Below are 19,033 nucleotides of genomic sequence, written 5' to 3'. Positions count from 1 at the left end.
CCTCAGCGGAAACCCCAGCCGAGACGGAGTACGGCGAGGTCGTCGGTGTGTCTTCCGGCGTTGAGCGCTCTGGTCTGGCGGATGAGGCTGTCCAGGTGCGCCGCGGGGTCATGGGAAGGTGTGGTGTTGATCAGGGGCAGGAGCCCCTCGATGCCGAGCCGGCCGCCGGCGTCACCGTTGTGTCCTTCCGTGAGCCCGTCGGTGTAGAGCGTGAGCGCTCCGGCGTCCGGAAGGGGGACGACCGTGGCGGGCCAGTCGCCGTGACCGGGGACTATGCCGAGCGCGATGCCGTGCTCGGCGGGCACCTCCACGGTCTCCTCCGAGGTGGTGAGCAGGGGTTCGTGGTGGCCCGCCAGGTAGAGGGTCGCCGTGGAGGCCTTCTGGTCGAGGGTCAGGAGGGTGCAGGTGGCGAAGAGGGGCTGGGTGCCGCGCTCCGCCACCAGCAGGCGTTCCATGAGGTGCAGCAGTTCGGTGCCGTGGTGGCCGGCCAGGACGAGCGAGCGCCAGGCGATGCGCAGGCAGACGCCGAGGGCGGCGGCGTCGGGACCGTGTCCGCTGACGTCACCGACGACGGCGTGCAGCAGCCCTTCGTCACCCTCGACGACGTCGAGGAAGTCACCTCCGAGGAGGGCTTGTTCTGCGCCGGGCAGGTAGCGGGTGGTCACCTTGACGGTGGAGGTTTCGAGCAGGGGCCGGGGCAGCAGTCCACGTTCCAGGCGGGCGTTCTCCTCCGCGCGCTGCCGGGCCGACTGGGCCTCGGCCGCCGCGCGTTCGGCGTGGCTCCGGTAGACGGCGTAGCGGACCGTGCGGCGCAGCAGATCCGCTTCGACCTTGCCCTTGACGAGGTAGTCCTGGGCGCCGGCGGCCATGGCCTCGGAGCCCGCCTGCTTCTCCGACAGGCCGGTCAGGACGATCACCGCGGTGTGCGGGGCCATGGCGCGGACGGTGGCGACCGCCTCGGTGCCCGACACGTCGGGCAGGTGGAGGTCGAGGAGGATGCAGTCGACGGCGCGGCCCGCGAGTTCCGAGCGGGCTTCGGCCAGCGAGGTGCTCGTGGTGAGCTCGAAGCGGAGCTCGGTGTCGTGGAGGAGTTCCTCGACGAGCAGGGCGTCGGCCGCGTCGTCCTCTATGAGGAGGATGCGGTAAACCGGTTCGTTCGTGGCGATGCCGCCGATGTGGGGGATGGTCGAGGTCATGGCGCCGGCTCCGGGGTGGCCCGGGTCGCTTCCGCGATGGTCGACGAGGACGGCGCCGGGGGAGGGTCGGAGGCGAGGGTGAAGCTGATGCGCGTCCCGTCCCGGTATTCCGGGTCGACGGCGATGGTGCCGCCGTGGAACTCGACGATCTTCTTGCACATCGCCAGGCCGATTCCGCTTCCGGGATAGACGTCCTTGGTGTGGAGCCGCTGGAAGATCACGAACACCTTCTCGGCGTACTCGGGAGCGATGCCGATCCCGTTGTCGGTCACCGTGAACCGCCACAGCTCCCCTTCCCGGGCAGCAGTGACACGGATCTCCGGTGCCCGGTCGGGGCGGCGGAACTTGACCGCGTTGCCGATCAGGTTCTGCCAGAGCATGCCGATCTGCGTGGGATCGGCGACGAGGGCCGGCAGCGGATCGTGCGTGATCGACGCGCCCGCCTCCTCGATGCCGACGCTCAGTGAGGCCAAGGTCCGTTCCAAGACCGTGTCGAAGTCGACCTTTTCGGGATCGTGGTGGACACGGCCCACCCGGGAGAAGTCGAGGAGGTCGTTGATGAGGGTCTGCATACGGTTGGCGCCGTCGACCGCGATGCCGATGTACTGGTCCGCCTTGGCGTCGAGCTGTCCTCCGTAGCGCCGCTGGAGAAGCTGCGTGAAGCTGGAGACCTTGCGCAGCGGTTCCTGCAGGTCGTGGGAGGCGACGTACGCGAACTGCTCCAGCTCGGCGTTGGACCGCTGAAGCTCGGCGGTCTGCGCGTCCAGGCGCCGCCGGGCTTCCTCGCTGAAGGCCAGCTCGCGCACCAGCTGACGGCGCATGAAGTCGATCTCGCCGCTGAGACGCCGCAGGTCCGCCGGACCGGCCGACTCGATGGGATGGCCGAAGTCGCCGCCGGCGACGGTGCGGGCGTCCGCCCCCAGCTGTTCCAGCGGCCGGGTGATGCCGCGGCGCAGTCCTTCGAATACGAGGCCGGCCATGAGGACGATCAAGGCCGCGATCGCCGCGAACACCCAGTTCCGCACCCTCACGGTGGCGGCGAGGTCGGCTCGGGTCCGGTTCCGCTCCGCGCGCAACCGTTCCTGCTGGCCGGACATGGCCTGGCGCAGGGTGTCGAACGCGGCCTTGGCCTCGGCGGCGCGTTCGGTGGCCAGGGGCGAGGGCGCCCCGGGTGGTGAAGCGGCGACGGGGCGGGCGATCCTTTCCTGCCACCGGGAGAGCGTGTCCTGGACGGTCTCGAGGTCGCTGAGCGCGCGGGCGTCGCCGTCCAGCAAGTGCGTGAGCTGCGCGGCGTACGTGTGCTGGTCCGTGAGACCCCGCTGGTAGGGCTCCAGGAACTCCGGGGTCCCCGTGAGGCCGTAGCCGCGGATGCCCGTCTCCTGGTTGAGGAGGGCCGATTCCAGGCGGAACGCCGTGGACAGCGCGGGAGACCGTACGTCCACGAGCTCGTCGCTGATCGTAGCCGTACGCCCCAGCACCCACGTCCCGGTCACACCGAGCACGGCCAGCACCGCCAGCGATCCGGCGACCCCGACACGGAGCCATCGCCGGGTGGTCCACGCGGAAAACCTCCGCGCGTGCGGAGGCCTCGTCTTGCCGGTCATGTTCCGAATCCCCTCCCGGGACGGCCGTCTTGAACAGAGTGCGCAGCGCACACTGTAGAGGGCGTTGGACAACAGTTGTTGTCACTCGTCGGGTCGGGGGCCTAGGGTGCGGGGTATGCCCGGCACGAACTTCCACCTCCGGACCACCCCGAAGGAGACGGCCGCTGTCGCCGATGCGGCTGTCGCCGGCCTCGCCCGGCGCCTGGCCCTCCAGCTGCAGAAGGACCTCTCCCACCCGGCAGCGGAAGAGCGCGCGCGGGCCCTGGCACTCCTGCACGTACTGGACCACCTTCACGAGGCCGCTGAACGGCTGCAGCGCGCGGCGGCCGCGGATGCCGCGCGCGCCGGAGCCGGATACCCCCAGATCGGCCGAGCATGCGGCATGACCCGCCAGGGCGCCCGCCGCCGCTGGCCGGGGATCTTCAACCACACCGACCACACAGACCGCACCAACCGCACCGACGAAGCAACCACGGAGCAACTGACGATGAACGCCCCCGCCCGCCCGTTCGACGTCTTGCTCGTGGAAGACGACGTCGCCGACGCCATGCTCATCGAAGAGGCGCTCGCCGAGCGCGGTGCTCGCAACCTCGTCCAGGCCACCGACGGTGTCGCCGCCCTGGAGCACCTGCGCAACCCCGACAGTCCGCGCCCCGACCTCATCGTGCTCGATCTGAACATGCCCCGCATGAACGGCCGCGATCTGCTCCGCATCCTGAAGAGCGACGCCGACCTCCAGACCATCCCCGTCGTCGTCCTGACCACGTCCTCCGCCCCCGACGACGTCGCGGGCGCCTACACCAGCCACGCCAACGCCTACGTGACGAAGCCCGTCAATCTGGACGAGTTCGAGCAGGCCGTCCAGAGCATCGACTCCTTCTACCTGGACACCGCGACGCGCCCGCCCCGCGCCTGACGCATCCGGGGGAGGGCTGCCGGGGTTGGACGATGACCGACAGGGTATGCGAGGGCCACCTGATCGAACCCTGGCGAAAGGCGACCACCCATGTTGATGGCTCACCCGGCCGTGCTCACCGGCCTCGTCGACCGTTATTGGGCGCTGTCCGTGATCGATGCCGCGGAAGGCGACTCGCCCGTCCGCAAGGAGATCGAGGACGTCGAGCGGGCCCTGTGCGTGTCCACGGGTACGACGGACGTGCACGCCGCGCTGATCGCCGCCCGCCACCACCTGCCGGGCACGGGCCCGCTGGACGACTCCGTACTCGCCGCCAGTTGACCGGTTCAGCCGGCGGCCGGCCGCAGACGGGCGCCGCACCGGGGCGATCGGTGAGCGGGCGAGGTCGCCCGCCGACGTGACGCGGGTGGGCCCTTCGCTGCCGTCGAGGTGCCGTTGCCGCTCTGGCGGCCTGTTCCGGTCCGCGCACGACTCCTGCTCGTCGGGGCGGGTGTGGGGGCGATGGCGGGGTAGGCGCGCGATGACTACGGCATGCACATCACGGAGCTGGTCCGCCGGCCACGGGACCGGCGGCGGCCTCTTCGCTGCGGCGGGCGTCCTCGGACACACCGTCGCGGCTCCAGCCGTGGAGGCCGACATCAAGGCCCAACCCAAGGAGAAGACAGCCGTCATGAAGCAGCACACCACCGAACAGGCCGCCCTGATCGCCGACCAGATCCGGGAGAAGGCAGGACAGGCCGCGCAGCTGGTGAGGGGCAAGACCCCCGAACCCGTCCTGGACAAGGCAGCCCAGGCGGCGGCGCAGGTATGGGACAGTGCGACCCGCGTCGGCCAGTACGCGGCGGGCAAGGCCCCCGACCCGCTGCTGCAGAAGGGCGGACGGGCCGCGACGGTCGCACGCGGGAACCGCACTCCGCTTCTGATCGCCGGCGTTGTGATCATCGCGCTCGCGCTGGCGCGCCGCAGCCGCGGACGTCGCCGCTGAAGGCCGATCCACCCGCGGCGGCGGACAGCCGGCAGTGGTCACCGGCCCGGGCCCCGGCGTCGACCGCCGGGTGCCCGCCGGAACGGCGAGGAACCACACGAAGAACACCTCTCACTGTGGGCCGTACGGGGGAGGCCGCCGGGGGCGTGCGGTGCGCTCGGGCGTGCGAGGGGCCAGGCTGGGCAGCCGAAGGGACATTCCCTCCCCGAACGGACGCCAAGGGAGCTCGTCGTGGCCCACGCAACCGACCCGCCCGCCCGCCGACCCGCTCCCGGCGGCAGCCCCGGCCCGGCGCCGCTCACGCCGGACGACGCGCTCGCCGGGGCCGCCCGCTCCCGTGTGACCCTCCGCGTCAACGGTGTCCACCACGACCTCGACCTGGACCACCGGGTCACGCTGCTCGACGCCCTGCGCGAGCACCTGGACCTGACCGGCGCCAAGAAGGGCTGCGACCACGGCCAGTGCGGTGCCTGTACCGTCCTGGTGGACGGCCGGCGCGCCAACAGCTGCCTGCTCCTCACCGTGGCCCTCGACGGCTGCGGCATCACCACCGTCGAGGGCCTGGCGGGCCCCGACGGCGTCCTGCACCCGCTCCAGCGCGCCTTCATGGAACACGACGCCTTCCAGTGCGGCTACTGCACCCCCGGCCAGCTCTGCTCCGCGGTCGGTGCGCTCCGCGAAGCCGCCGCCGGCCACCCCTCGCACGTCACCGCCACCGCCACCGCCGCGGCCCCGCCCGGCCCCGCCGTACTGACCGCCGAGGAGATCAGGGAACGGCTCAGCGGGAACCTCTGCCGCTGCGGCGCCTACCCCGCGATCGTCCGGGCCGTCGCCGAAGCGGGAGCCGACGCCGCGGCCACCGCGACCGGCGCGGAGGTGACCGCGTGAAGCCCTTCGGCTACGTGCGCGCCACCAGCCTCCAAGCGGCGGCCGACGCCTACGCCGCCCACCCCGGCTCCCGCTACCTCGCCGGCGGCACCAACCTCGTGGACCTGATGAAACTCGGCGTCGAGACCCCCGGCGCCCTCATCGACGTCTCCCGCCTGCCGCTGGACGAGATCCGCGAACTCCCCGACGGCGGCCTGCGCGTCGGCGCCACGGTCCGCAACAGCGACCTCGCCGCCGACCCCTTGGTGCGCACCCGCTACCCGCTCCTCAGCCTTGCGCTGCTCTCCGGTGCCTCCGGTCAACTGCGGAACGTGGCCACCACCGGCGGCAACCTGCTCCAGCGCACCCGCTGCGGCTATTTCCAGGACCTCTCCAAACCCTGCAACAAGCGCGAACCCGGCAGCGGCTGCGGGGCCCGCGACGGCCTCCACCGTGACCACGCGGTACTCGGACACTCCGAGCACTGCATCGCCACCCACCCCTCGGACATGGCCGTGGCCCTCGCCGCCCTGGACGCCGAAGTCGAGCTGTACGGAGCGACGGGCACCACCCGTACCGTCGCGGCAGCCGAGTTCCACCGGCTGCCCGCGGACCGGCCCGAGCAGGACACCGTCATCCGCCCCGGCGAGATCATCACGGCGGTGATCCTGCCCGGCGCCGCGGCGGGGTCCCTCTCCCTCTACCGCAAGGCCCGCGAACGCGCCTCGTACGCCTTCGCCCTCGCCTCGGTCGCCGTCGTCCTCGACCTCGACGAAGGCCGGGTGCGCCGGGTGGCCCTCGCCTTCGGTGGCCTGGCCCACCGGCCCTGGCGCGCGACCACCGCCGAGGCCCGGCTCACCGGCGCCGTCCCGAGCCCCGACAGCGTCCGCGCGGCCGTCGACGCCGAACTCGCGCGGGCGAGGCCCCTGCGCGACAACGCGTACAAGATCCCGCTCGCCCGCAACCTCGCCTGCGACGCCATCGCCGAGCTGGCCGGTACGCACCCCGGTTCTCCCGCCACGCCGTAGCGGCGCCGCCGACGCGCCGAACAGGAACAGGACCACGATGAGCCCGACCACCGCTACCGTCGCATCCACCGCCACCGCCACCACCGCTCTCGGCGCCTCCGTCCCGCGGCGCGAGGGCCGGGAGAAGGTGACCGGCGCAGCCCGGTACGCCGCCGAACAGCACCTGCCCCTGCGGGCCTACGCCTGGCCGGTGCCCGCGACCGTCGCCCGCGGCCGGATCACCGCCGTCGACACCACCGGCGCCCTGGCCCTGCCCGGCGTCCTGGGCGTCCTCACCCCCTACGACGCTCCCCGCCTGGGCCCCTCCGACGACCCCACCCTGCAACTCCTGCAGGACACGCGGGTGCCACACCGCGGCTGGTACGTGGCACTGGCCATCGCCGACACCCTGGAGGGGGCGAGGGCCGCCGCCGACGCCGTGCGCGTCACGTACGAGAGCGAGCCGCACGACGTCGCCCTGTACGAAGGGCACCCGGGCCTGTACACCCCCGAGCAGGTCAACGGCGGCTACCCCGCCCACCGTGAACAGGGCGACCCCGACGCGGCGTTCGCCGACGCTCCCGTACGCGTCGACGTCCGCTACGCGGTTCCGCCGCTGCACAACCACGCCATGGAGCCGCACGCCGCCACCGCGGACTGGGACGCCGAACGCGGCCACCTCACGGTGTACGACTCCTGCCAGGGCACCACGGTGGTGCGCAATGTCCTGGCCGGGCTGTTCCGGCTGTCGCAGGACCAGATCACCGTCCTCGCCGAGCACGTCGGCGGCGGATTCGGCTCCAAGGGCACACCGCGCCCCCACGTCGTACTCGCCGTGATGGCCACCCGGTACTGCGGACGCCCCGTCACGCTGTCCCTGCCCCGGCAGCACATGGCCGCCACCGTCGGACACCGCGCGCCCACCCTGCACCACATCCGGCTCGGCGCCCGCCCCGACGGCACCCTCACCGCCCTCGTCCACGAGGTCACCACGCACACCTCGCAGGTGCGCGAGTTCGTCGAACAGGCCGCCGTGCCGGCCCGGGTGATGTACGCCGTACAGGACAGCCGCACCACCCACCGCGTCACCGCGCTCGATGTGCCCACCCCCTCCTGGATGCGCGCCCCCGGTGAAACCCCCGGCATGTACGCCCTGGAGTCGGCCATGGACGAGCTGGCCGACGCCCTCGGCATGGACCCCGTCGAGCTGCGCGTGCGCAACGACGCGCCCACCGAGCCCGACAGCGGACGCCCGTTCAGCACGCGCCACCTCGTGGAGTGCCTGCGCGACGGCGCACGCCGGTTCGGCTGGACCGGGCGCCGTCCGCCCCTGCGCGAGGGTCCGCTCCTCATCGGCACCGGTGTGGCCGCCGCCACCTACCCCGTGTACATCGCCCCCTCGGGCGCCCGCGCCCATGCCCGCCCCGACGGGAGCTACCTGGTCGAGGTCAACGCCACCGACATCGGTACCGGCGCGCGCACGGTCCTGGCCCAGATCGCCGCCGACGCCCTGCACGTCCCGCTCGACGCCGTCTCGCTGGCCATCGGCAACAGCGCGCTGCCGCCCGGGGCCGTCGCCGGCGGCTCCACGGGAACGGCGTCCTGGGGCTGGGCGGTGCACGACGCGTGCACCGCGCTGACGGAACGGCTGGCCCGGCACCAAGGGCCGCTGCCCGCCGCAGGGCTCTCCGCCTCCGCCGACACCACCCAGTCCGCGAAGCAGAAGTCCCCGTACGCGCGCCACGCGTTCGGGGCACACTTCGCCGAGGTCCAGGCCGACACCGTCACGGGCGAGGTACGCGTCCGCAGGCTGCTCGGCGTCTACGCGGCCGGCCGCATCCTCAACCCGCGCACCGCCCGCTCCCAGTTCATCGGGGGGATGGTGATGGGGCTGGGCATGGCGCTCACCGAGCACAGCGGACTCGACCCGGCGTTCGGCGACTTCGCGGAACGGGACCTGGCCGCCTACCACGTGCCGGCCAACGCCGACGTGCCCGCCATCGAGGCCCACTGGATCGACGAGCACGACAAGCACCTCAACCCGATGGGCAGCAAGGGCATCGGGGAGATCGGCATCGTCGGCACGGCCGCGGCGATCGGCAACGCCCTGTGCCAGGCCACCGGCCGGCGGCTGCGGGAACTGCCCCTGACCCCCGACCGGGTCCTGGCCGCCCTCGAACCAGGGCCGGAGGCAGCGGGCCGCGCCGGATGACGGCAGGGGGAGTGGAGTCACGGATCTCCGGGCAGGCGCGCCGTCGACGGAGACTCCTCCGCCTCCCGAGCCACGGGGGCGCAGGGCCACGGTTGCGATCGAGGGAGTTGTTTCGTATGACGGAGAACGTGTGGGCCTACCGCGCCGGCGTCGAGTACCTGGCGGCCGACCTCACCGGCTACGGGGTCGAGGCGGTCGACGGCAGCATCGGCAAGGTCGACAAGCACTCCGACGAGGTCACCGACGCCTATCTGGTCGTCGACACCGGCGTATGGATCCTCGGCAAGGAGGTCCTGCTGCCGGCCGGCCTGGTGACCCGCATCGACCACGCGGCGCAGAAGGTGTACGTGGACCGTACGAAGGAGCAGATCAAGGCCGCTCCGGAGTTCCGTCGGGACGAGCACCTCGGGAACCCGGACCATCACGGGGCCCTGAGCACCCACTACCTCTCCCACCTGCCGTTCGGCCTCCCGCCCGCCTGACAGGCACTGCCCCGCGACGCTCCCGCAGCCTACGGTGCCTCGGCGCCGATGCCGTCACGCGGCCGTGCACGCGCCCGCTGAGGCTGAAGCACCGATCCACCGGCCGCTGGACCGGCTCGCCCTCAACTACTACACCCCGACGGCGGTCTCGCACGTTCCGAAGGGGGCGCAGAAGCCGCAGGACGACGGGCGCGGCAGCAGCGAGCACTCGCCCTGGCCCGGAGCGGACCAGGGCGCCTCCCACCGGGCGCGGGTCGACCGCACCGCGATGGACCGGCCGCGGTCGGCCCGAGCGCACTGTACGACCTGCTGACCCGGACCGCCGCCCGCTATCCTGCCCTCCCGCTGGTCGTGAGCGAGAACGGGCGGCGTACGAGGACCAGATCGGCCCCGACGGCACGGTCCACGATCCGGAACGTGCCGCCTACATCCACGCACACCTCGATGCCGTACACCGGGCGATCGCAGACGGAGTGGACGTACGCGGCCGTGGCCCGGACGGGCGAGCTGCACGCTCCGGGCAGCGCGTGGCCCCTCCGGGGCCGTGCCCTCGTCCAGACCCGATGCCGTGGCTGCGGTGTTCCTCCCCTCCGCTGGCGTGCCCCCCGCGGACGGGAAACGGTGGACGTGGGGAACGCCGACACGGCAGCTCAGAGCCCAGGAACTGGCCTCCCACAGCGGAAGGGAACGGCGATGACGGACTGGAACGGCGCGGCCCTGGAGAAGATCGCCGCGGCCGAGGAGCTGGACCTTGCACCCGAACGGCCCAACGGCACCCTGCGCGACCCGGTGACGATGTGGATGGTCCGCGCCGGCCACCGGCCCTACGTCCGCTCGGTCAAGGGCTCCGACGGCCCCTGGTACCGGGGAACGCAGTCCCGCTGACCGGCGCGGACCCCGCCCCCACCGGAGCCCCTCCGGCTCACACGGCAACCGCGCCCACCGCACCAGTAGGAAAGGCGAGATCCCTCATGCGTGCCACCTTCATGTACGGCCCCGGCGACGTGCGCGTCGAGAACGTCCCGGACCCCGAGATCGTCGAGCCCACGGACGCGATCGTCCGGATCACGCTGGCCTGTGTCTGCGGCTCCGACCTGCACCCCTACCACTCCATGGACAAGACCGACCAGGGTGTGCCGATGGGGCACGAGTTCCTCGGCGTCGTCGAGGAGACCGGCTCCGACGTGCAGGGCCTGAAGCGGGGCGATTTCGTGGTCTCCCCGTTCGCGTACGCCGACAACACCTGTCCGATCTGCCGGGACGGCTTCCACACGGCCTGTCCGCAGGGCGGTTGGTACGGCGCCGGCGGTGTCGGGGGTGCGCAGGCCGAGGCCGTCAGGGTGCCGCAGGCCGGGGGCACCCTGGTGAAGATCCCCACGGACGTGGACACCGCCCTCCTGCCCTCGCTGCTCACCCTGAGCGACGTCTACCTGACCGGCTACCACGCCGCCCACATGGGCCGGGTCGAGGCCGGCAAGACCGTCACGGTCATCGGCGACGGCGCGGTCGGCCTGTCCGCCGTGCTGGCCTCTCGCCGCATGGGCGCCGAGAAGATCATCCTCATGGGCCGCCACACCTCCCGCACCGACCTCGGCAGGGAGTGGGGCGCGACCGACGTGGTCACGGAGCGCGGCGAGGAGGGCGTCGCCAAGGTGATGGACCTGACCGGCGGCGAGGGCTCGCACGTGGTGCTGGAGGCGGTCGGGCTGATGCCGGCGTACGAGCAGGCGTACGGCGTCGTCCGCCCCGGCGGGACCATCTCCCGCGTCGGAGTGCCGCAGTACGAGGAAGCCCCCGTCGGGTTCGGTTCGCTGTTCGGGAAGAACGCCGGCCTGACCGGCGGCCCCGCCCCGGTACGCGCCTACATCGAGCAGGCCGTCCCCGACGTGCTGGAAGGCCGTATCGATCCGGGCCGGGTGTTCGACGCCGAGGTCGGCCTGGACCGGGTCGCCGACGCCTACGAGGCGATGGACGACCGCAGCCGACTGAAGGTGCTGGTGCGCCCGTGACACCGCGGCCGCCTATGGGAACGAGGGAGCCGTCGGCCGCGCCAGGCAAGAACGACCTGTTCACCCACCCCGTCCTGAGCGGGATCGGCAGGGCGCACGACAAGTCGGCGGCCCGGGTCGTGCTCCGCAGGCTGATCCAGCGGGACATCGTCCCGATCCCGCAGTCGGTCAACCCCGACCGGATGGCGCGGAACTTCGACGTCTTCGACTTCGAACTCGCCGACGACCAGATGGTGCAGATCGCCGGCCTGGACACCGGCACGACCTGTTCTTCGATCACCGCGACCCCGACATGGTCGCCTGGCTCAGCAGGCGCGTTCAGGCAGCCATGGAACCGCCCGTGTGCCCATGGCGCTCGGCAGGACGGCAGCGGCGCGCGTAGTAGGCGTAGGTCAGCACCAGTACGAGCGGACCCCACAGCATCCCGGGGGCTATGCAGAGGTGGGCCAGTGTCTGCCAGCCGCCGCTGCTGAACCCGGCGGCTTCACCCACACCGAGCCAGCTCAGCAGCACGGGCGCCCAGAACGCGGTCGCGCCCAGGCCGCCGAGGATGGCTGGGACGATCGCCGCAAAGGGGTTGATCCGCTTCCCGCCGATGAACGGAAGCCATCCGGGGGCGACCTCGCCCCATGCGCGCACCAATCCGAGGGACAGCAGCGCCAGCCCCTCTGTGATCAGGCTGAGCCCGAAGACGTAGGGGACGGACACCCACAACGACGACGGCATTGCCCCGTCCGCCTCCAGGCCCATCTCGAAGCCGAAGGCGAACGGCAACCGCCACAAGCACTGGGGCAGGAGCAGCAAGGGGATCGCATGAGCGACGAGGGAAGCCCACGGCGGCACCGGCCGTTCCGTGCCGTGTGCAGTCGTGGTCGAGCTGATGTCGTCGATGGCTGTCATGGCATCAGCCTGCTCCGTCCTCTGCCGTTGGTCGTCATCGCCGAGGTGTTACCGCCGTCCGCGCGGGGGAGCCGCGCGTCAGACTTCGGGATGACGCGTCGGCGGGCGAGGAGGCCCCTGGCGGGACCTCGGTGCCGGCCCGGGTCCCGCCTGGCTCGTGGGCCTCGACGCGATCGTGAGCGTCGACGCTTCCGAATACTCAGGCACCGCCGACAGCCGTCTGCCGTACCCGTCACAAGTCGTGGGCGAGGGGGTGCAACGGTTCGTACAGCGGAAGTTCGGCGCCGCTGGGAAGTCGCTGTAGAGGATGACATGCGCCCCGCTGATCATGGCTGGCCCCTGTCCATCGACGTCGCCGGCCGTGCCGTGGCCCACTTCACCGAGCATGGCTCCTGACCCGCCGAGGCGAGCGTTGAAGGCGACTGGCGCGAACGCCGCGGCCGAGACTCTCAGTCGGTGCCGGCTTTCGCGGCATCCGTGGCCTGTGTGACGTCGGCTGTCTTTGCGGTGGCGGGGGCGTACGGCGGCGGCTCGGCCTGGAGGTCCTGGTCAGGCGGCGAGGACGCCGGTCCCGAGGAGTCCGAAGAGCAGGATTCCGACGGCGATGCGGTAGATGACGAAGGCGTTGAAGGAGTGCTTGGCGACGTACTTGAGGAGCCACGCGATGGAGGCGTAGGCGACGGCGAAGGAGACGGCGGTGCCGACGACCAGGGGCAGCGTGTCGACTCCGGCGCCGACGGCGTCCTTGAGTTCGTAGAGGCCGGCGCCGGTGAGGGCGGGGATGCCCAGGAAGAAGGAGAGGCGCGTGGCGGCGACGCGCTCGAGGTCGAGGATGAGACCGGTCGACATGGTGGCGCCGGAGCGGGAGAAGCCGGGGAAGAGCAGGGCGAGGATCTGCGAACAGCCCACGAGCATGGCGTCCTTGAGGCCGGTGTCGTCCTCGCCGCGCTTGTGCCGTCCCATCTGGTCGGCGGCCCACATGAGGCCGCTGCCGAGGATGAGGGAGCCGGCGACCACCCACAGGGAAGCCAGGGTGCTCTCGATGAGGGGTTTGGCGGCGAGCCCGACGACCACGATGGGGATGGTGGCGTAGATGACCCACCAGGCGAACTTGTAGTCGTGGTGGTAGCGCTCTTCGCGGTTGGCGAGGCCGCGTCCCCAGGCGGTCATGATCCGCACGATGTCCTTGAAGAAGTACACCAGGACCGCGGCGATCGCTCCGACCTGGATGACCGCGGTGAAGGCGACGACGGCCTTGTCGTCCACGGGGATGCCCATCAGCCCCTCGGTGATCTTCAGGTGGCCGGTCGAGGAGACCGGCAGGAACTCGGTGACCCCCTCGACGATGCCGAGGACCGCTGCCTGCCCGATGCCGATGGTGCTCAAAGCGTCCGTCCCTGGGGTTGGTTCGATCTGCTGCTGGTCAAGCGGAGACCCCCGCCGGGCGGGCCGGGGGCGCGGGGTCGGCGGGCGGCGCGGGAGGCCGCCCGGCATCGCCGTCGCGCCCGGACCCCTTTCCCCGTAGCGCAGTTGAACTCCGGGGGTGCACGCCACGGGCCGACTATACCGTCTACTGCGCTGTAGACGCACGGAAGGGCGACCGCGTTCCGAGCGGCCGGATGCCCTTCGGGCGGCGCTCTGCCCGCAGACCGTTGCGCTCCTACGCCCCCTCGTCGTAGGTGCCCGCCTCGACTTCCAGGGCGAGTTCCCGGAGGACCTCGATCGAGGTGACGTCCGTGCGGCCGCTGTCGTGAGCGATCGCGAGGCTGGTGAACGCCAGGCTGAACCCGGAGACCATGGTGTGCAGGGCCGGACCGAGCGCTTCGGCCACCAGCGCAGCCACCTGTTGCGGAGTCGCGTCGGCCGGCACGCTGATGGACGGCAGCATTTCGTTCAGGAGCGTGGTGGCCACGCCGGCCCTCGCGGCGGGGTCGTCGCCGTCTCCGTGGGCGTCGTCGAAGCCATCGTCGTCCTGTCCGGATTCGATGGCCCGGCGGATGTCCTGGGCTTCGGTGAGGATGCCGATCACCCGCTTGAGTACCTCTGCGCGTTCCATCCTGCGGAGCGTAGTCCGTGCTCGCCTGCCAGGGGGGCGAGGGTGCGCTGATCCCGGACGTCCTCGTCGGGATGTGCAACCGGCATCGCGAAGGACTACGAGTGGTGCGGCTCGCGCGCTTCGGCAGTGTGGGCGCCACCGCGAGTGCAAAGCGCCGGCCGAGGGAGCCGCTGCTTGAGCGGTGGCACAGGCGTTTCCGGTCCATTGAAGGTGCGGGGTGTCGTTCACAGACCGCGGATGGCCTCGGCCAGGTCCGATCCGTAGGACGCCCAGCAGATCACCGAGCCGTCATGGTCGAGCTGTCCCATGAACCACTCACCGTCGTCCCTCACGAGACACAACGCGTGGAACGCGAGGATCACATCGGGCCGGAGCGTCTCGTAGTCGCCCTGTCCGGGCACCTCGACGACCACGAGCCGATCGAAGGGGAGCACGGCGGCGCTCGCGTCTCCGGAAAGAGTGGCCGGGCCGCTGAGCGGCCCGGCCCGGCTGCGAACATCACTGGCGGTCAGTCAAGACAACTGCAACCAGGCCTTGTTGGAGCCCTACTGGCGGGTACCCAACCAAGCGGAACGGTCGGCGGGCGGCTTCCCCGCCGGACGCGCCCGGCGCTCTGCCGGGGGGATTCCGGGCGGGGCGGGATCGTACGGCCGTCCGCGGGGGAGCCGGTGTCAGATGTAGTCGGCGGTGTTCCGTACCTCGCCGAAGCGGGGGAAGGTGCGCGAGATGGTGAACTCGTGCTCGTCCGCGGCCAGCCCGGACATCGCGTCGGCCGCGAACTCGAGCTCGTAGCCGTGGTCGGCGGCGGCCCGTGCGGTGGATTCGACGCCCATCGTGGTGACCAGGCCGGCGAACACCACGGTGTCCACACCGCGTTCGCGCAGCTGCGCGTCCAGATCGGTGCCGTAGAACGCTCCGATGGTGCGCTTGACCAGCACGATGTCGCCGTCCCGGACCAGGTCGTCGGCGAAGCCGCTGCCGGGCGGCTGCTCGGCGACGTTCGGGCGGTCCACCCGGACCAGTACCACCGGCCGGCCGTTCGCCCGGAATGACGTGGCCAACGCGCGGCAGCGCGCCAGTACTTCCTCGCCCGAGTGCGGTGCGAGCGGGAGCCCGATGATGCGCGGCATGAGGTCGATGAGGATCAAGGCGGTGGTCATGGCCATGATCGTAGAGCTCCGCGGGCGGCGCTTTCGGGGACTGGTTCGAGGGCCGGCTGCAGGCGGGGCGCGAGCCGCCTCCACGCCGGCCCACAACCAGTCCCCGGCGAAGAAGGCTCCCCGATCCGGTACGCCCCGCCGGCGCCGTCGGGAACGGCGCACGGTCATAACGGCGGTCATAACGGAAAATGTTTTCCGCGGACGCCTATTGAAGGCCCGTTGTCTGGGAATGCTGCGTGTAACCTCCTGCCTCTGCTCGACGCTCCGTCACCGCGTCGTCCGGGCGGGCCTTCCGTTCTGAGTTCCCGGGAGGTACTACGCCATGCAGTCGAACCCCACTCCGCAGCCGGCCCGCAGCCGCCGCGATCTCCTCACCGGCCTCGGTGCGGCCGCGGCCGCACCGCTCCTCCTCGGTGTCACTGCCCGCTCAGCCCCCCGCGGCAGCCTCGCCCACCGACCCGTCCCGGTCGGCCGTACGGTCCTGCTCCGGGGCGCCGCCCTCGTGCTCACCATGGACCCCGCCTTAGGCAGCGGCCCCCTCGGCTTGGTGGAGAACGCCGACGTACTGATGCGGAACGGAGTCATCGCCTCGGTCGGCACCGGCCTCCAGGTTCCGCCCGGCGCCTCGGTGGTGGACACCTCGGGCAAGCTGGTCATGCCCGGCTTCGTCGACACGCACACCCACCTCTGGCAGGCGGCGATCCGCGGTGGCTGCACCGACGGCGACCTGTTCGGCTGGTTCGAGCGTTGCACCGGCCCCGCGCGCGGCCGGCTGACCCCTGAGGCGCTCCACAGTTTCGTGCGCCTCGCAGCCCTCGACGCCGTCCAGTCGGGTGTGACCACTCTCGTGGACTGGGTGGACATCTTCGCTTTCGACCTCATCGAGAGCTACGTACGGGCCCTGGCCGGTACCGGGGTGCGGTTCACCTACGCGATGTTTCCGCCCAAGCCCGACGGGGCTCTGGTCGCGAAGGTCAAGAAGGACCTCGTCGACCCGGTGCCGCTTGGTTCCTTCCAGGTCGCCACGCACGCGGCACGGTCGGCCCAGGACCTCAACCGCGCGCACTGGGAGGCCGCCCAGGACATGGGAGTCATGCTCAACTCCCATGTCCTGGAACGCCCCGAGCAGCGCGCGGACGACCCCATCGGGGTCCTCGCCGACATCGGGGCGCTGGGGCCGCGGCTCATGATCAACCATGCGGTCCACCTGACCGACGAGGAGATCGCCGCTCTCGCGGACCACGACGCGCGTGCGGTCCACTGCCCGCTGAGCAACATGCGTCTGGGCTCCGGCGTCATGAGGCTCTCGGAGTTCAGACGCCGGGGCGTCAAGGTCGCTCTCGGGCTGGACGGCGGCACCAACGACACCTCGGACTTCCAGGCGCTGATGAAGACAGCCATCGGCCTGCAACGCTCCCACGCCGGGGACGCCGGGGTCTTCCCCCAAGTGCAGGACGTCCTGCGGATGGCCACCCTGGGCGGCGCCGAGGTCATCGGCATCGACGACCGGGTGGGTTCCCTGACTCCGGGCAAGCGGGCTGACGTGGTCATCATCGACCCGGCTGCCCTGAACTTCGCCCCGCGCTTCGAGTGGGTCGGTCAGATCGTCTTCAACGGGCGGCCCGAGAACGTCGACTCCGTGTTCGTGGACGGACGTCCGCTGAAACTCGGCGGCCGACTCGTCGACGTCGACACGAGCCGCGTAGTGCGGGAGGCCGAGGCGGCGGCCGCGGCTGTCGGATCGCGACCCGTGCCGGGCGCGCCGTGACGGATGCCGCGGGTGTGGTCGCGGGTACGGGTCAGTCTGCGTCGGTCCGGGTGCGGCGGGCGTAGGCGCGGGCGGCGCGGGCGCGGTCGCCGCAGCGGGTGGAGCACCAGTGGCGGCGGCCGTGGCGCAGGAGGTAGCGGCTGCACGGGGCGGAGCGGCAGGCGGTGAGGCGCTCGGCGTCGGGCCCGGTGAGCAGGTCGGCCGCGTTGGCCGCGAGGACGGCGAGGGCGTGCTCGACGATCTGGGTGACGGGGTGGGCTGCCTCGCGGTACAGACCCCGGTCCGGGTCCCAGTGGAGCAGGGAGGCGGCAGGGGCTCGGGTGAGCGCGTCGTTGACGGCGGTCAGGGCGGCGGCAGGGGCGGGCAGCCCCGCGGTACGGGCGGCAAGCAGGGCGCGGATCTGTTCGCGCAGGGAGCGCAGCCGGCCGGCACAGGTCTCGATCAGGCCGGTGTCGGAGGGGGCGAGGCCCCGGTCGACGAGCCACTGTTCGGCGGCACGGGGGGTGGCGAGGAAATCGATGCGGTGCCCGCCGGGCAGGGTGACGGCGCTGTTGGCGAGGTCGAGTGCCGGGTACTGCTCGGCGCCCGGCGCGGGCGGCGGTTCAGCGGTCGCGATCTCGTCCATGGGTCTCATGCTACAACCCCGCCTTTTCCATGATGCTCACGTTAGAGATTGCCTTTATCCGTGAGAACTGCCTAGGCTGACTCACGGATAACCAATCATCTATCCGTGAGGTGCATGTTTCGTGACTGCCACCGGCGCCACCCCCGAACAGTTCTCCGTCCGCGTCTTCGGCGGCCCTACCGCCCTCTTCGAATACGGCGGTCTGCGGTTCCTGACCGACCCGACCTTCGACGCTCCCGGCGACTACCGGAGGCCGGGCGCCCCGCTCCTGGTCAAGACCGCACCCTCGACCGGCAGCCCCGATGACCTGGGCCGCGTCGACGCGGTCCTGCTCTCCCACGACGAACACGCCGACAACCTCGACACCTCCGGCCGGGCCCTGCTCGCCGACGTCCCCCTCACCCTCACCACCCCCGGCGGCGGACAGCGCCTCGGAGCCAACGCCAAGGGCCTGGCCGACTGGGAGTCCATCGAGCTGGACCGCCCCGGCGGCGGCACCGTCACCGTCACCGGCGTGCCCGCCATCCACGGCCCCGGACCGCGCAAGGAGATCGAGCCGATCGCCGGGCAGGTGATCGGCTTCGTCCTGACCGGCGAAGGACTGCCCACCGTCTACATCAGCGGCGACAACGCCTCCCTCGACCTCGTCAAGGAGATCGCCGCACGCTACGCCCCCGTGGACACCGCCATCCTCTTCGCCGGCGCACCCCGCTTCCCCGTCCTCTTCGACGGCGAACTGCTCGTCCTGGACAGCGCCCAGGCCGCCGAAGCCGCCGAGATCCTCGGCGCCCGCCGGGTCGTCCCCGTCCACTACGACAGCTGGGCCCACTTCACCGAAGGCCGTGACCAGCTGGTCGCGGCCTTCACCGCAGCCGGCCTCGCCGACCGCCTGGACCTGGGCAACCGCGACTGACCGAACCCGGCGGCGTCCGCTGCGCCTCCCGCGCGGCAGACGCCGCCGGCCCGCTGGCCGGCTGGGCCCGGGCCGGGGCGTCGCCTTGGACGGTGGCGGTGCGGGCGGGCGGCGGGCCGGTATGGCTTTGGGCGTAGGCGGGAGTTGCGCCGCAGGTCTTGGGGTCGCGCCCGCCGAGGTGGTTGCCCATGAAGGGTCCGGCGCCGTGGCAATGCACGACCACCGGCACAGGTGCCTCCTCGGCCGGGGCCAGTAGATGCGCGACGACGCCCCGTGGGTCACACGTACCCTCGTCGCCCGGCCCTCCACGGAGCCGGACCCACCGGGAGGCGA

At 71.8% G+C, this 19,033-nt stretch carries 20 protein-coding genes and 1 pseudogene; 13 read left to right on the top strand and 8 right to left on the bottom strand.

The genetic code is table 11. From position 1 onward, the window contains the following. Positions 1–2 precede the first annotated feature (2 nt). Both K7B10_RS01440 and K7B10_RS01435 read right to left on the bottom strand, forming a co-directional pair. Positions 3–1,196, bottom strand: a complete 1,194-nt coding sequence (locus K7B10_RS01440; RefSeq protein ID WP_229334124.1) for a PP2C family protein-serine/threonine phosphatase — start codon at positions 1,194–1,196, stop codon at positions 3–5. Then, a complete protein-coding gene (locus K7B10_RS01435; protein ID WP_229334123.1) occupies positions 1,193–2,800 on the bottom strand; it encodes a sensor histidine kinase in 1,608 nt (535 codons plus the stop codon). Before K7B10_RS01435 ends, K7B10_RS01440 begins: the two co-directional genes overlap by 4 nt. 115 nt (positions 2,801–2,915) lie before the next feature. Between K7B10_RS01435 and K7B10_RS01430 the strand changes: the two genes are divergently transcribed. The 11 genes and pseudogenes from K7B10_RS01430 to K7B10_RS41505 form a co-directional block, all read left to right on the top strand. Continuing rightward, positions 2,916–3,716, top strand: coding sequence for a response regulator (locus K7B10_RS01430; RefSeq protein ID WP_229334122.1), 801 nt, complete (start codon positions 2,916–2,918; stop codon positions 3,714–3,716). Between the two features lie 90 nt (positions 3,717–3,806). Next, positions 3,807–4,037 carry a DUF5133 domain-containing protein gene (locus tag K7B10_RS01425; RefSeq protein ID WP_229334121.1) on the top strand — a complete coding sequence of 77 codons (231 nt, stop codon included), beginning with the start codon at positions 3,807–3,809 and terminating at the stop codon, positions 4,035–4,037. A 199-nt stretch (positions 4,038–4,236) separates the two neighbouring features. Then, positions 4,237–4,701: a hypothetical protein gene (locus K7B10_RS01420; RefSeq protein WP_229334120.1), complete on the top strand. Its 465-nt coding sequence runs from the start codon at positions 4,237–4,239 to the stop codon at positions 4,699–4,701. A gap of 231 nt (positions 4,702–4,932) precedes the next feature. Next, positions 4,933–5,589: a 2Fe-2S iron-sulfur cluster-binding protein gene (locus K7B10_RS01415; protein WP_372481348.1), complete on the top strand. Its 657-nt coding sequence runs from the start codon at positions 4,933–4,935 to the stop codon at positions 5,587–5,589. Then, positions 5,586–6,596 carry an FAD binding domain-containing protein gene (locus tag K7B10_RS01410; RefSeq protein ID WP_229334119.1) on the top strand — a complete coding sequence of 337 codons (1,011 nt, stop codon included), beginning with the start codon at positions 5,586–5,588 and terminating at the stop codon, positions 6,594–6,596. The genes K7B10_RS01415 and K7B10_RS01410 overlap by 4 nt, the downstream gene beginning before the upstream one ends. A gap of 37 nt (positions 6,597–6,633) precedes the next feature. Then, complete coding sequence (locus K7B10_RS01405) at positions 6,634–8,787, top strand: xanthine dehydrogenase family protein molybdopterin-binding subunit (protein WP_229334118.1); 2,154 nt, start codon at positions 6,634–6,636, stop codon at positions 8,785–8,787. 116 nt (positions 8,788–8,903) lie between these two features. Then, positions 8,904–9,269, top strand: coding sequence for a PRC-barrel domain-containing protein (locus K7B10_RS01400; protein ID WP_229334117.1), 366 nt, complete (start codon positions 8,904–8,906; stop codon positions 9,267–9,269). A gap of 64 nt (positions 9,270–9,333) precedes the next feature. Then, complete coding sequence (locus K7B10_RS01395) at positions 9,334–9,582, top strand: hypothetical protein (RefSeq protein ID WP_229334116.1); 249 nt, start codon at positions 9,334–9,336, stop codon at positions 9,580–9,582. Between the two features lie 380 nt (positions 9,583–9,962). Further along, entirely contained in the window at positions 9,963–10,154 is a 192-nt protein-coding gene (locus tag K7B10_RS01390; protein ID WP_229334115.1) for a DUF2255 family protein, read from the top strand. Positions 10,155–10,240: 86 nt separating this feature from the next. Beyond that, positions 10,241–11,278 (top strand): alcohol dehydrogenase catalytic domain-containing protein, encoded by a 1,038-nt coding sequence (locus tag K7B10_RS01385; RefSeq protein ID WP_229334114.1) that lies wholly within the window; start codon positions 10,241–10,243, stop codon positions 11,276–11,278. A 14-nt stretch (positions 11,279–11,292) separates the two neighbouring features. Continuing rightward, positions 11,293–11,469, top strand: a pseudogene (locus K7B10_RS41505) (hypothetical protein); the annotation flags it as partial. Between the two features lie 127 nt (positions 11,470–11,596). Here K7B10_RS41505 and K7B10_RS01375 read toward each other — a convergent pair. The 5 genes from K7B10_RS01375 to K7B10_RS01355 all read right to left on the bottom strand — a co-directional run bounded on the left by K7B10_RS01375 (position 11,597) and on the right by K7B10_RS01355 (position 15,394). Next, positions 11,597–12,178 (bottom strand): hypothetical protein, encoded by a 582-nt coding sequence (locus K7B10_RS01375; protein WP_229334113.1) that lies wholly within the window; start codon positions 12,176–12,178, stop codon positions 11,597–11,599. A gap of 549 nt (positions 12,179–12,727) precedes the next feature. Further along, positions 12,728–13,564, bottom strand: coding sequence for an undecaprenyl-diphosphate phosphatase (locus K7B10_RS01370; protein WP_229334112.1), 837 nt, complete (start codon positions 13,562–13,564; stop codon positions 12,728–12,730). A 274-nt stretch (positions 13,565–13,838) separates the two neighbouring features. Beyond that, positions 13,839–14,234, bottom strand: coding sequence for a hypothetical protein (locus K7B10_RS01365; RefSeq protein ID WP_229334111.1), 396 nt, complete (start codon positions 14,232–14,234; stop codon positions 13,839–13,841). A 224-nt stretch (positions 14,235–14,458) separates the two neighbouring features. Continuing rightward, complete coding sequence (locus tag K7B10_RS01360; RefSeq protein ID WP_229334110.1) at positions 14,459–14,668, bottom strand: hypothetical protein; 210 nt, start codon at positions 14,666–14,668, stop codon at positions 14,459–14,461. Positions 14,669–14,905: 237 nt separating this feature from the next. Next, positions 14,906–15,394, bottom strand: a complete 489-nt coding sequence (locus K7B10_RS01355) for an isochorismatase family protein (RefSeq protein WP_229334109.1) — start codon at positions 15,392–15,394, stop codon at positions 14,906–14,908. A gap of 322 nt (positions 15,395–15,716) precedes the next feature. Between K7B10_RS01355 and K7B10_RS01350 the strand changes: the two genes are divergently transcribed. Then, positions 15,717–17,162 carry an amidohydrolase family protein gene (locus tag K7B10_RS01350; protein ID WP_229334108.1) on the top strand — a complete coding sequence of 482 codons (1,446 nt, stop codon included), beginning with the start codon at positions 15,717–15,719 and terminating at the stop codon, positions 17,160–17,162. 31 nt (positions 17,163–17,193) lie between these two features. On the opposite strand, the gene K7B10_RS01345 is transcribed toward K7B10_RS01350, so the two are convergent. Then, positions 17,194–17,796, bottom strand: coding sequence for an ABATE domain-containing protein (locus K7B10_RS01345; RefSeq protein WP_229334107.1), 603 nt, complete (start codon positions 17,794–17,796; stop codon positions 17,194–17,196). 112 nt (positions 17,797–17,908) lie between these two features. Here K7B10_RS01345 and K7B10_RS01340 point away from each other — a divergent pair, with 112 nt between their 5' ends. Continuing rightward, on the top strand, positions 17,909–18,700 hold the full coding sequence (locus K7B10_RS01340; protein ID WP_229334106.1) for an MBL fold metallo-hydrolase: 792 nt from the start codon (positions 17,909–17,911) through the stop codon (positions 18,698–18,700). The last annotated feature ends 333 nt before the right edge of the window (positions 18,701–19,033 follow it).

Source organism: Streptomyces flavotricini, assembly GCF_020639365.1.
Taxonomy (GTDB): domain Bacteria; phylum Actinomycetota; class Actinomycetes; order Streptomycetales; family Streptomycetaceae; genus Streptomyces; species Streptomyces flavotricini.
This window is presented reverse-complemented; position numbering and strand designations above follow the sequence as displayed.

Coding starts and splice junctions, on each gene's coding strand:
- K7B10_RS01365 (WP_229334111.1), bottom strand. CDS start 14,234: ATGGAACGCGCAGAGGTACTCAAGCGGGTGATCGGCATCCTCACCGAA.
- K7B10_RS01430 (WP_229334122.1), top strand. CDS start 2,916: ATGCCCGGCACGAACTTCCACCTCCGGACCACCCCGAAGGAGACGGCC.
- K7B10_RS01355 (WP_229334109.1), bottom strand. CDS start 15,394: ATGACCACCGCCTTGATCCTCATCGACCTCATGCCGCGCATCATCGGG.
- K7B10_RS01420 (WP_229334120.1), top strand. CDS start 4,237: ATGACTACGGCATGCACATCACGGAGCTGGTCCGCCGGCCACGGGACC.
- K7B10_RS01375 (WP_229334113.1), bottom strand. CDS start 12,178: ATGACAGCCATCGACGACATCAGCTCGACCACGACTGCACACGGCACG.
- K7B10_RS01400 (WP_229334117.1), top strand. CDS start 8,904: ATGACGGAGAACGTGTGGGCCTACCGCGCCGGCGTCGAGTACCTGGCG.
- K7B10_RS01435 (WP_229334123.1), bottom strand. CDS start 2,800: ATGACCGGCAAGACGAGGCCTCCGCACGCGCGGAGGTTTTCCGCGTGG.
- K7B10_RS01385 (WP_229334114.1), top strand. CDS start 10,241: ATGCGTGCCACCTTCATGTACGGCCCCGGCGACGTGCGCGTCGAGAAC.
- K7B10_RS01425 (WP_229334121.1), top strand. CDS start 3,807: ATGTTGATGGCTCACCCGGCCGTGCTCACCGGCCTCGTCGACCGTTAT.
- K7B10_RS01345 (WP_229334107.1), bottom strand. CDS start 17,796: ATGAGACCCATGGACGAGATCGCGACCGCTGAACCGCCGCCCGCGCCG.
- K7B10_RS01350 (WP_229334108.1), top strand. CDS start 15,717: ATGCAGTCGAACCCCACTCCGCAGCCGGCCCGCAGCCGCCGCGATCTC.
- K7B10_RS01405 (WP_229334118.1), top strand. CDS start 6,634: ATGAGCCCGACCACCGCTACCGTCGCATCCACCGCCACCGCCACCACC.
- K7B10_RS01440 (WP_229334124.1), bottom strand. CDS start 1,196: ATGACCTCGACCATCCCCCACATCGGCGGCATCGCCACGAACGAACCG.
- K7B10_RS01390 (WP_229334115.1), top strand. CDS start 9,963: ATGACGGACTGGAACGGCGCGGCCCTGGAGAAGATCGCCGCGGCCGAG.